A 10,207-nucleotide genomic window follows, 5' to 3' on the forward strand; every position below is an offset into this window, starting at 1 on the left:
ACCAGCTTTCCGGCCGCTTCGATGTCGTTGTGCTGGCGGAACTTGCGCGCGTACTCCTGCTCCTCCTCCGGGGTCAGCAGGGGAAGCCGGTTGACTGCGGAGATGTAGGCGTCCAGGTTGCCCAGTGACGGCACGACCGCCCACGGGTTCGCCATGGTGAGCGCCATGCCTGGGGCTCCAGTGGATGCGGACATACTGGAATCTCCTTTCATTTTGGTCTGCCATATTAGCACTCTGCTTAGTGGAGTGCTAAGTCGCAAAAGTTCAGGATCCAGGCTACCGGATTGCGGGTTTTTCCGGGTATCAAACCGTGTGCCGGACCGCGGCCGACGCCCCCTTTTGGCTAGGATGGGGGGATCAGCCCGTCAGCGTTGCGAGCTGGAGGCCCCATGAAGCCGATCATCGAGCGCGTTTTCTTCCGGTCCGGCCACAAGGCCCGACCGAAAACAGCCTCATCCGTGTCGTCGACCCTGACGACCCGCGACATCGAAAATTACTACCAACGTGTCATTCTCAAGTGCCTGCACCGCATGCTGGTCAGGGAGGAGGATGTGCAGGTGCGCGTCAAGCGCACCGGCGCCGGGCCGTCCGGCCTCACTGCCTTCGCCGGCTACGTGAGTCTGCTGCGCTGGGACCCGGTGGTGACGCCGGTCCTGCTGCAGAACATGCCGGTGATCGACGCCCGCATCCGGCAAGTGGTGGGAGCCTCGGTGCTGCTGGAGCACACCCACTTCGACGGGCTGTGGTTCCAGGCGACGGCCGGCACGGCCGGCTCCCCGACCTCACTGCTGGGCGTGCCGGCGGAACTGCGGTTCCGGGCCCGGCCCGTGCGGCTCGACCCGCCAGGACCCGTGGATGGCTGAGGAGATCCTGGTGGTCGCCACCACGGTCGGCTCGGTCGACGCAGCCCGCAGCCTGGCCCGGCGCATCCTGGACGCGCGCCTGGCCGCCTGCGTGCAGATCGACTTCCCCGTGCACTCGCTCTACCGCTGGGAAGGCAAGCTCTGCGACGATACCGAGGCCCGCCTCGTCGCCAAGACCGTGCCCGCCTGCCGGGCGCCGCTGGAAGCGCTGGTCGCCGAGCACCATCCTTACGAACTGCCGCAATTCGTTGCGTGGACGGCGCAGGCGAGCACCGGCTATGCGCGCTGGGTGCGTGAGCAGGTGCAGTTTCCGGCTTGAGCCTCAGCCGGTGCGGCCCGGTCTGCCGGCGGCAACATGCCGCGGGCCGGCCACGATGAACTTCACGACAGCAGCGCGAGGGCGAACTCGCGGGCGTTGAAGGTTTCGAGATCTTCCAACTGCTCGCCGACGCCGATGAAGTAGACCGGCACCGGTTTTTCCTGGGCGATGGCCGCCAGCACGCCGCCTTTCGCGGTGCCGTCCAGCTTGGTCACGATCAAGCCGGTCAGCTGCAGCGCCGCGTCGAACGCCCTGACCTGGGCCAGCGCGTTCTGGCCGGTGTTGCCGTCGATCACCAGCAGCACCTCGTGCGGCGCCGTGGCGTCGGCCTTCTGCACGACGCGCTTGATCTTCTTGAGCTCCTCCATCAGGTGCAGCTGCGTGGGCAGACGGCCCGCCGTATCGACCAGCACCACGTCCTTGCCGCGTGCCCGGCCGGCGGTCACGGCGTCGAAACTCACCGCCGCCGGATCGCCGCCGGCCTGGCTGACGATTTCCACCATGTTGCGGTCGGCCCAGATCGCGAGCTGCTCGCGCGCCGCTGCGCGGAAGGTGTCGGCGGCCGCCAGCAGCACCGATGCACCCTCGTTGGCCAGATGCTTGGTCAGCTTGCCGATCGACGTCGTCTTGCCGGCGCCGTTGACGCCGGCGACCATGATCACGGTCGGCTGGTACTGCCCGATCACGAGCGGCTTCTCCAACGGCTTGAGCAACTGCGTCAGCGAGTCGGTCAGGATGTTCTTGGCCTGCACCGGCCGGGTGGCGCCGCTCGCCTTGACGCGACGCTTGACTTCCTCCAGCAGATGCTCGGTGGCCTTGACGCCGGCGTCGGCCAGCAGCAGCGCGGACTCGAGTTCCTCGTACAGCGCATCGTCGATCTGCGCGCCCGTGAACACTTGCGAAATGCTCGATCCGGTCTTGCGCAGCCCGGCCGTCAATCGGGTCATCCAGCCCTGGCGCTCCGGTGCCACCGCCGGTGCCGCTGGGATCTCCATGGCCTGCACCAGCGCGCTGCCGATCAGGCCGCCGGACGGCGCCGGCATCGCGGCCGGCGGCGCTGCCGTGGGACTGGGCGGCGCGATCGGCGGGACGGCCGGCGCCGGGGCCTGGGGTGTCGCGGCCGGCGCGGCGACGGGCGGCGCGACCGGGGCGGCGGTGGCGGCCGGCGCAGCCGTCGGCGCCGGCGTTGCCGCCGGTTTTTTCCTGAAGAAGCTGAACATTGGAAGTGGGGTGTGGAAGCTCTGCAGGTCGGCCAGGGCGCGACGATGCAGAATCACGCATTCTATGAAACACCTCCTTTGCCGAGCCCTGTGCAGCCTGACGCTGCTGGCCCCGCTGGGCTTCCTGGCGCCCGCGGCCGCGCAGACCACGGCCTCCCCCGCCACCAAGGTCCAGCAATTCCAGCTGGCCAACGGCTTCACGGTGATGGTCAAGCCCGACCGCCGGGCCCCCACCGCGGTGCACATGGTGTACGTGCGTGTCGGCTCGATGGACGAGGTCGACGGTGTCAGCGGCGTCGCCCACGTGCTCGAGCACATGATGTTCAAGGGCACCGCCGAGCTGAAGCCGGGCGAGTTCTCCCGCCGCGTGGCGGCGCTCGGCGGCCGCGAAAACGCATTCACGATGCGCGACGCCACCGGCTACTACCAGCAGATCCCCGCCGGCAAGCTGGAAGAGGTAATGAAGCTGGAGGCCGACCGCTTCGCGCACAACCAGTGGGCCGACGAGGAGTTCAAGCACGAGCTCGAGGTGGTGAAGGAAGAGCGCCGCATGCGCACCGAGGACGCCCCCCGTGCCGGCCTGTGGGAGGTGCTGAATGCGGCGATCTACCAGGCGTCCCCCTACCGCCGCCCCGTGATCGGATGGATGAACGACCTGGAGGCGATGACGCCGCAGGACGCGCGGGAGTTCTTTCGGCGCTGGTACGTGCCGGCGAACGCGGTGGTGGTGGTCGTCGGCGACGTCGATCCGGCGCAGGTGCTCAAGCTCGCGCAGAAGTACTACGGCCGCATCGGCGCCAAGCCGGTGCCGCCGCGCAAACCGCGGCAGGAACCGCCACAGGCCGGCGTGCGCCGGGTCGAATTCAAGGCGCCGGCCGAGCAGGCCTACCTGGCGCTGGCGTTCAAGGTGCCGCAGCTCACGTCGTTCCAGGCCACGCCCGACAACGACGATGCGCTCGCCCTGACGGTGCTGGCCGCCGTGCTGGACGGCTACAGCGGCGCGCGGCTGGCCCGCGCGCTCACGCAAGGTCCGGACCGGGTGGCCGACAGCGCCGGCGCCGGCAACGGCCTGTGGGGTCGCGGCCCGCAGCTGTTCACGCTCGACGGCGTGCCGGCCAAGGGCAAGACGCCCGAGCAGGTCGAAGCGGCCCTGCGCGCCGAGGTGGCGAAAGTCGCGAAGGAGGGCGTCACCGAGGACGAACTCAAGCGCGTCAAGACGCAATGGATCGCCGGCGAGGTCTACAAGCTCGACTCGATCATGAACCAGGCGCGCGAGATCGGCGGCTACTGGACGACCGGCCTGCCACCGGACGCCGGCGAGCGGCTGATCGAGCGCCTGAAGGGCGTCACGGCCGAACAGGTCAAGTCGGTCGCCGCCAAATACTTCGGCGACGACCAGCTCACCGTCGGCGTCCTGCGTCCCCAGCCCGTGGACCCCAACCGCAAACCGCGCACGCCGCCTCCCGGCATGCGCAACGACTGAGCCCGCCGCCCATGCGCAACATCGACAGGAACATCCGGGCCCTCCTCTGCGGCGCCGCCGCGGCGCTGCTGCTGGCGTCCGCGCCGGCACTGGCGGCCATCCCGATCCAGCACTGGACCCAGCCCAGCGGCGCCAAGGTCTACCTCGTGGAAAGCCCCTCGCTGCCGATGGTGGACGTGCGCATCGACTTCGACGCCGGCGACCGGCGCGACCCGGCGCCACAGGCCGGGCTGGCGAGCGTCACGGCGGGCATGACCTCCAAGGGCATCACCGCGGCGCAGGAGCGCCCCGGCGCGCCGACCCCGTATCCGCAGGCGATGGACGAGAACCGGCTCGGCGAAGCCTGGGCCGACCTCGGCGCCGGCTTCGACGCCGGCGCCAGCACGGACCGCATGAGCTTCTCGCTGCGCTCGCTCACCGATCCCGAGCTGCTGCCCAAGGCCGTGCAGCTCGCGGCCCGCCAGCTGGGCGAGCCGTCGTTTCCCGAGGACGTCTGGCTGCGCGAGCGCCAGCGCCTCTCGGCGGCGATCCGCGAGGCGAACACGCGGCCCGGCACCATTGCCGGCCATGCCTATGCCCACGCGGTCTACGGCGAACATCCCTACGGCCACGAGACCACCGAGGCGACGCTGGGGCGCATCGGCGTGGCGGACATGAAGGCCATGTACCAACGCTTCCTCGCGCCGTGCCGCGCGAAAGTGAGCGTCGTCGGCGCCGTCACCCGGGCCCAGGCCGATGCGATGGTGACCACCTTGCTGTCGCGGCTGCCAGCCGCGGGGCGCTGCGATCCGCTGCCCGCGGTGCCCGAGGTCGCGCCGCTGGCCGCGCCCGTGACGCGCCAGATCCCGTTCGCCTCGGCCCAGGCCCATGTGCTGATCGGCCAGCCCGGCTACAAGCGCAGCGATCCGGACCACTTCCCGCTGCTGGTCGGCAACTACACGCTGGGCGGCGGGGGCTTCGTGTCGCGGCTGACGCACGAGGTGCGCGAGCTGCGCGGCCTGAGCTACAGCGTCTACAGCTATTTCTCGCCCGGCTTGCATGCCGGCGCCTTCACCGTGGGCCTGCAGACGCGGCCGGACCAGGCGCCCCAGGCGATCCAGCTGGCGCGCGACGTGGTGGCGAAGTTCGTCGCCGAGGGACCGAGCGAAGCCGAGCTGAAGGCCGCCAAGGACAACCTGATCGGCGGCTTCCCGCTGCTGATCGACAGCAACCGCAAGCTGCTGGACAACGTGGCCAACATCGCCTGGTACGACCTGCCGCTGAACTACCTCGACACCTGGATCGCCCAGGTGCAGCGGGTCACCATTCCCGAGATCCGCGCGGCGTTCGCGCGCAAGTTGCAGCCGCAGCGGATGGTCATCACGACCGTCGGCGCGGCGCCGGCGCACTGATGGCGGCCAGCAGCAAAGCCGGCCGGCCCCGGCCGCCGCGGGCGGCTCGCGGTCCGCTGCCGCGGGAGGTGCGAATCATCGGCGGCCAGTGGAAGCGCACCAAGCTGCCGGTGGCCGACAAGCCCGGGCTGCGCCCCACGCCCGACCGGGTGCGCGAGACGCTGTTCAACTGGCTGGACCACGACCTCGGCGGGTGGCGTTGCGTCGATGCGTTCGCCGGCACCGGCGCGCTGGGCCTGGAAGCGGCCTCGCGCGGTGCCGCCGAGGTGCTGCTGGTGGAGCAGGACCCGGAGCTCGTCGCGCAACTGCGCGCCATGCAGCAGAAGTTGGCGGCGACCGCGGTCAGCGTCGAGCGCGCGAACGGCCTGTCGGTGCTGGGCCGGCTCGCCCCCGGCAGCGTCGATCTGGTCTTCCTCGACCCGCCGTTCGACGCCAACGTGTACGAGAAGGCGCTGGCCGGGGCCGCCGCCGCCGTCCGGCCCGAGGGCCTGATCTACCTGGAGGCGCCCGCCGAATGGCAGGACGCCGCGCTCGCCCCTCACGGCCTGATCAGGCTGCGCCATGTGCGGGCCGGCGCGGTGCACGCGCATTTGCTGCAGCGCACTGCATAATGCGGCGCAGCACGGACTGAGCTGCAGCCCGTCCAGGAGAGCCCCATGGCCCACAACGTGATCGCCGTCTATCCCGGCACTTTCGACCCCATGACGCTGGGCCATGAGGACGTGGTCCGCCGCGCGACGCAGCTGTTCGATCGTGTCATCGTGGCGGTCGCGGCCGGCCACCACAAGAAGGCGATGTTCACGCTGCAGGAGCGCATCGAAATGGCCAGGGTCGTGGCGCAGCCCTATCCCCAGGTGGAGGTGGAAAGCTTCTCCGGGCTGCTGCGCGACTTCGTGGTCGCGCGGGGCGGCAAGGCGATGGTGCGCGGCCTGCGCGCGGTCACCGACTTCGATTACGAGTTCCAGCTGGCCGGCATGAATCGCAGCCTGATGCCCGAAGTCGAAACGGTGTTCCTCACACCCAGCGACAAGTACCAGTTCATCAGCAGCACCTTCGTGCGCGAGATCGCGATGCTGGGCGGGGAGGTCGACAAGTTCGTCTCGCCGGCAGTGCAGCAGAAGCTGGTCGAAAAGGTGCGCAGCCTCGGGCGCGAGTAGCCGACCGGCGCGGGCCGGCGATTCCTTCGCCTTGACGGCCGGCGCGGCCGCGAGGGGATAATTCCCCCGATGACCGAACTGATTCTCGTGCGCCACGGCGAGACCGACTGGAACCGCGAACTGCGCTTCCAGGGCCATGTCGACGTAGGGCTGAACGCGATCGGCCTGGAGCAGGCGCGGCGCCTCGCGGCCCGGCTCGGCGGCGAGCCGGCCCATCACCTGTACGCCAGCGACCTGCTGCGCGCGCAGCAGACCGCGCAGCCGGTGGCGCAGCAGCTGGGCCTCGCGGGTGTCACCGAGCCGGCGCTGCGCGAGCAGAGCTTCGGGCTGGTCGACGGCATGCGGGTCGACGACATCAAGGCGCAACATCCGCAGGCCTGGGCGGCCTGGCTGCAATTCGACGAGGACTACGGCATGCCGGGCGGCGAAAGCACCCGGCAGTTTCACGCCCGCGTGACCGACGCCGTGTACCGCATCGCCCGCGACCATCGCGGCGCCACGCTGGTGATCGTCACGCACGGCGGGGTGCTCGACATGATCTACCGCACCGCGCGCTCCATGTCCTTGAGCGGCCCCCGCCAGAGCGAAATCCCGAATGCCGGCGTCAGCCGCGTGCTGGTGCGCGAACGCACGATCGAGATCGTGTCGTGGGCCGACACGTCGCACCTGGCCGACCTGCCGCCGCAGCCGGTGTACGACCAGTTGAAGCTGGTCGGCAGCGGGCCGCCGGCGCCTTAGCGCTCAGTCGATGTGCTCGAGCGCCTCCGAGGGCGGCTGCGGCCAGGGCCGCTGCCCGTCGCGGATCAACTCGAACGCGCGCGCGACCTGCAGCACGCCAAGATCGTCGAAGCGCTGGCCGGCGATCTGCAGGCCGATCGGCAGGCCCGACGCGGTGTAGCCGCAATTGATCGACGCGGCCGGCTGCTCGGACATGTTGAACGGCACCGTGAAGCCGATGTGTTCCAGCGGCCGCAGCGGATCGTTGGTGGGCGAGGGCAGTTCGGCGGCGAACGCCGGCACCGGCGAGGTCGGCGAGAGCACGTAGTCGAACGCGCGGCACGCGTTCACCGTCGCCACGCGGGTGTGGTGGAACTGGCTGGCTGCCTTGAACAGGGCCTCGCCGTCCATGCCGGCCGCGCTGTCCGCCCAGTGCTGGATGTAGGGCAGCACCCTGGCCTTGCGGTCCGGCGCAAGGGCCTTCATGTCGACGTGCGAACGCATGCGCCAGAAGTGGTCCATGCCGTCGAGCATCGCCTGCGTCATGAACGGCCGCATCGGCGCGACGACGGCGCCGGCGCGCTCGAACAGCCGGGCGGCATGTTCGACGGCGGCCCGCACTTCCGGCTCCACGGCCAGGCCGCAGCCCGCTTCCAGCAGGAGCCCCACGCGCAGGCCCTTGAGCTTCTCCACGCCCGCGTCGAACTGGTCCCACGGGATCGGCTGGTACGGCAGGCTCATGCTGTCGCGCGCATCGGGCAGGGTCAGCACCTGCATGAACCAGGCCGCGTCGGCCACCCGCCGCGTCATCGGCCCGGCGGCGCGGCCGGTGTACGGCGGATCGATCGGGATGCGGCCCAGGCTCGGCTTGAGCGTGAAGATGCCGCACCAGCCGGCCGGCAGCCGCAGCGAGCCGCCGATGTCGGTGCCCACGTGCAGTGGGCCGTAGCCCGCGGCGGCGGCCGCGCCCGCACCGGCGCTGGAGCCGCCCGGTGTCCTGGTGAGGTCCCACGGATTGCGCGCCAGCTTGTGAAAGCTGGACAGGCCCGACGAGAGCATGCCGTAGTCGGGCATCGTGGTCTTGGCGACGATCACGCCGCCGGCCTCGCGCACCCGCGCCGCGGGCGGCGCGTCGGCCGCGACCGGGCCCGGTTCGCTGGCCGCCGTGCCCAGCGGCAGCGGATCGCCCTGGGTGGCGATGTTGTCCTTGAGCGTGACGGGCACCCCGTCCAGCGGCCCCAGCGGCGCGCCGCGCAGCCAGCGCGCCTCGCTGGCGCGGGCCTGCTGCAACGCGAACTCGGGGCGCAGCAGGTACAGCGCCTGCAGCTTGTGTTCCCACAGCTCGATGTGGCCGAGCACCGCGCGGGTGACCTCAACCGGCGAAAAGGCGCGGGCCCGGTAGCCGGCGATCAGCTCCGCGGCGGAGCGTTCGTGCAAGGCGGCGGTCGGTGCGGCCATCGGCTCAGGCCCAGGACAGCGCGGCCAGGTCGTTCACGAAGATCGGCATGTCCTTCCAGAGGCCCTTGATGTTCTTGTTGGCCACCGTGACCCACTGCGGCTGGTACAGCCAGCCCAGCGCGCAGTCCTGCGCCAGCAGGCGCTGGATGTCGCCGATCAGCTTCTTGCGGTCGGCCTCGCGCGGCGAGGTCTTGTACTTGTTGTACAGCTCCTTGAACTTCGGCGACTCGTAGCCCCAGTAGTAGCCGGGCTTGTCGAAATTGCCGAGGTCGAACGGTTCCACGTGCGACACGATGGTCAGATCGTAGTTGTGCGGGCCGCCGTAGGTGTTGGCGAGCCACTGCGCCCATTCGACGTTCTGCAGCTTGGCGTTGATGCCGACCTTGGCCAGTTGCGCGGCGATCACCTCGCCGCCCTGGCGCGCATACGGCGGCGGCGGCAGCACCAGCGACAGCTCCAAGGGCGTCGTCACGCCGGCTTCCTTCAGCAGCCGCCTGGCCTGCTCGGGGTTGTACGGGTTCACGCCCGTGGTGTCGACGTAGCCGAACGCACCGGGCACGTAGTGGCTGCCGATCGGCACGCCGAAGCCGTCGCCGGCGCCCTGGATCACCGCCTTGCGGTCGATCGCCATCGCCACGGCCCGGCGCACGCGCACGTCGTCCAGCGGCTTTTTCTTGTTGTTCATCGCCAGCACCGTCTTGGCGCGCGAGCCGGACACGACGACCTGGAACTTCGGGTTGTTCTGGAACTGCGACACGCTGCGCGGCGTCACGCGCGGGAAGGCGTCGACGTCGCCGGCCAGCAGGGCGGCGACCTGCGCCGCCGGGTCGGCGATGAAGCGGAAGGTGGCCCGCTTGAGCTTCACCTTCGCCGCGTCGCGAAAGCCGTCCCACTTGGTCAGCGTGACGGAGGAGCCCTTCACCCAGTTCTCCAGCTTGTAGGGGCCGGTGCCGACCGGCTTGGTGGCATTGGCGTCGGCGCTCTTGGGCTCGACGATGACCGCCGTCGCCTGTCCCATCAGGAACAGGAAGTCGGGATCGAGTTCCTTGTTGACGATCACCACCGTGTGGTCGTCCACCGCCTGCACCGTCTCCATGCTGGCGAAGGTGCGCTTGTCCTTGTTGGTGCTCTTCTCGGCGCCGGCGCGCTCGAACGCGAACTTCACGGTGGCGGCGGTGAACGGTTCGCCGTTCTGGAACTTCACGCCCTTGCGCAGGCGGAACGTGTAGGTGCGCAGGTCGGGCGAGACCTCCCAGCGGTCGGCCAGCAGCGGCGTCACGCTGCCGTCGGCATTGATCTTGGTGAGCGTCTCGTAGATGTTGTACTGCGTGATCTCGGCGATCGCCGAGGCCGCGCCCGCGGTCGGATCGAGCCCCGGCGGCTCCAGCGCCATCGCCAGCACCACGGCGTCCTTGCGGCCTTGAGCGATGGCCCCCAGCGGGGCGCCGGCCAGCGCGGCCAGCGCTGCCGATTGCGTGAGAACGGTGCGTCGCTTCAACATGGTGCTTGACTCCAGGTGGGATCGGATCGACAGGAAAAAATGATCATCCCCGAGAACTGTCGGGCATGGCAAGTGGTGCTTGCCCGCCGGCCACGCGT

The 10,207-nt window shown here is 70.0% G+C and carries 11 protein-coding genes; 7 read left to right on the top strand and 4 right to left on the bottom strand.

The window, feature by feature from the left end; all coding sequences use genetic code 11:
- The coding region (locus VNT59_RS11060) for a sigma-70 factor domain-containing protein (RefSeq protein ID WP_325498460.1) at positions 1-194 on the bottom strand (194 nt) is incomplete at its 3' end.
- A gap of 195 nt (positions 195-389) precedes the next feature.
- Here VNT59_RS11060 and VNT59_RS11065 point away from each other — a divergent pair.
- Together VNT59_RS11065 and cutA are read left to right on the top strand one after the other, a co-directional pair.
- Positions 390-863 carry a hypothetical protein gene (locus VNT59_RS11065; protein ID WP_325498461.1) on the top strand — a complete coding sequence of 158 codons (474 nt, stop codon included), beginning with the start codon at positions 390-392 and terminating at the stop codon, positions 861-863.
- Positions 856-1,182, top strand: a complete 327-nt coding sequence (cutA, locus tag VNT59_RS11070; protein ID WP_325498462.1) for a divalent-cation tolerance protein CutA — start codon at positions 856-858, stop codon at positions 1,180-1,182. Before VNT59_RS11065 ends, cutA begins: the two co-directional genes overlap by 8 nt.
- A gap of 62 nt (positions 1,183-1,244) precedes the next feature.
- Here the strand turns inward: cutA and ftsY are convergent, their stop codons facing one another.
- Complete coding sequence (gene ftsY / locus VNT59_RS11075; RefSeq protein ID WP_325498470.1) at positions 1,245-2,402, bottom strand: signal recognition particle-docking protein FtsY; 1,158 nt, start codon at positions 2,400-2,402, stop codon at positions 1,245-1,247.
- 64 nt (positions 2,403-2,466) lie between these two features.
- On the opposite strand from ftsY, the gene VNT59_RS11080 reads away from it, so the two are divergent.
- The 5 genes from VNT59_RS11080 (at position 2,467) to VNT59_RS11100 (ending at position 7,171) form a co-directional block, all read left to right on the top strand.
- Positions 2,467-3,885: a pitrilysin family protein gene (locus VNT59_RS11080; protein ID WP_325498463.1), complete on the top strand. Its 1,419-nt coding sequence runs from the start codon at positions 2,467-2,469 to the stop codon at positions 3,883-3,885.
- An 11-nt stretch (positions 3,886-3,896) separates the two neighbouring features.
- Entirely contained in the window at positions 3,897-5,276 is a 1,380-nt protein-coding gene (locus tag VNT59_RS11085) for a pitrilysin family protein (protein WP_325498464.1), read from the top strand.
- On the top strand, positions 5,276-5,887 hold the full coding sequence (rsmD, locus tag VNT59_RS11090) for a 16S rRNA (guanine(966)-N(2))-methyltransferase RsmD (RefSeq protein ID WP_325498465.1): 612 nt from the start codon (positions 5,276-5,278) through the stop codon (positions 5,885-5,887). The genes VNT59_RS11085 and rsmD overlap by 1 nt, the downstream gene beginning before the upstream one ends.
- A 45-nt stretch (positions 5,888-5,932) precedes the next feature.
- Complete coding sequence (gene coaD, locus VNT59_RS11095; protein ID WP_325498466.1) at positions 5,933-6,433, top strand: pantetheine-phosphate adenylyltransferase; 501 nt, start codon at positions 5,933-5,935, stop codon at positions 6,431-6,433.
- 69 nt (positions 6,434-6,502) lie between these two features.
- A complete protein-coding gene (locus VNT59_RS11100) occupies positions 6,503-7,171 on the top strand; it encodes a histidine phosphatase family protein (RefSeq protein ID WP_325498467.1) in 669 nt (222 codons plus the stop codon).
- 3 nt (positions 7,172-7,174) lie between these two features.
- On the opposite strand, the gene VNT59_RS11105 is transcribed toward VNT59_RS11100, so the two are convergent.
- A complete protein-coding gene (locus tag VNT59_RS11105) occupies positions 7,175-8,608 on the bottom strand; it encodes an amidase (protein ID WP_325498468.1) in 1,434 nt (477 codons plus the stop codon).
- A 4-nt stretch (positions 8,609-8,612) separates the two neighbouring features.
- Positions 8,613-10,109, bottom strand: coding sequence for an ABC transporter substrate-binding protein (locus tag VNT59_RS11110; RefSeq protein ID WP_325498469.1), 1,497 nt, complete (start codon positions 10,107-10,109; stop codon positions 8,613-8,615).
- Positions 10,110-10,207: the final 98 nt, after the last annotated feature.

This window comes from Ramlibacter sp. (assembly GCF_035554825.1).
In the GTDB taxonomy this organism is placed as follows: Bacteria; Pseudomonadota; Gammaproteobacteria; order Burkholderiales; family Burkholderiaceae_C; genus Ramlibacter.

Excerpts from the sequence above, each read along its gene's own strand:
- VNT59_RS11065 (WP_325498461.1), top strand. The coding sequence starts at position 390 with ATGAAGCCGATCATCGAGCGCGTTTTCTTCCGGTCCGGCCACAAGGCC.
- cutA (WP_325498462.1), top strand. The coding sequence starts at position 856 with ATGGCTGAGGAGATCCTGGTGGTCGCCACCACGGTCGGCTCGGTCGAC.
- ftsY (WP_325498470.1), bottom strand. The coding sequence starts at position 2,402 with ATGTTCAGCTTCTTCAGGAAAAAACCGGCGGCAACGCCGGCGCCGACG.
- VNT59_RS11080 (WP_325498463.1), top strand. The coding sequence starts at position 2,467 with ATGAAACACCTCCTTTGCCGAGCCCTGTGCAGCCTGACGCTGCTGGCC.
- VNT59_RS11085 (WP_325498464.1), top strand. The coding sequence starts at position 3,897 with ATGCGCAACATCGACAGGAACATCCGGGCCCTCCTCTGCGGCGCCGCC.
- rsmD (WP_325498465.1), top strand. The coding sequence starts at position 5,276 with ATGGCGGCCAGCAGCAAAGCCGGCCGGCCCCGGCCGCCGCGGGCGGCT.
- coaD (WP_325498466.1), top strand. The coding sequence starts at position 5,933 with ATGGCCCACAACGTGATCGCCGTCTATCCCGGCACTTTCGACCCCATG.
- VNT59_RS11100 (WP_325498467.1), top strand. The coding sequence starts at position 6,503 with ATGACCGAACTGATTCTCGTGCGCCACGGCGAGACCGACTGGAACCGC.
- VNT59_RS11105 (WP_325498468.1), bottom strand. The coding sequence starts at position 8,608 with ATGGCCGCACCGACCGCCGCCTTGCACGAACGCTCCGCCGCGGAGCTG.
- VNT59_RS11110 (WP_325498469.1), bottom strand. The coding sequence starts at position 10,109 with ATGTTGAAGCGACGCACCGTTCTCACGCAATCGGCAGCGCTGGCCGCG.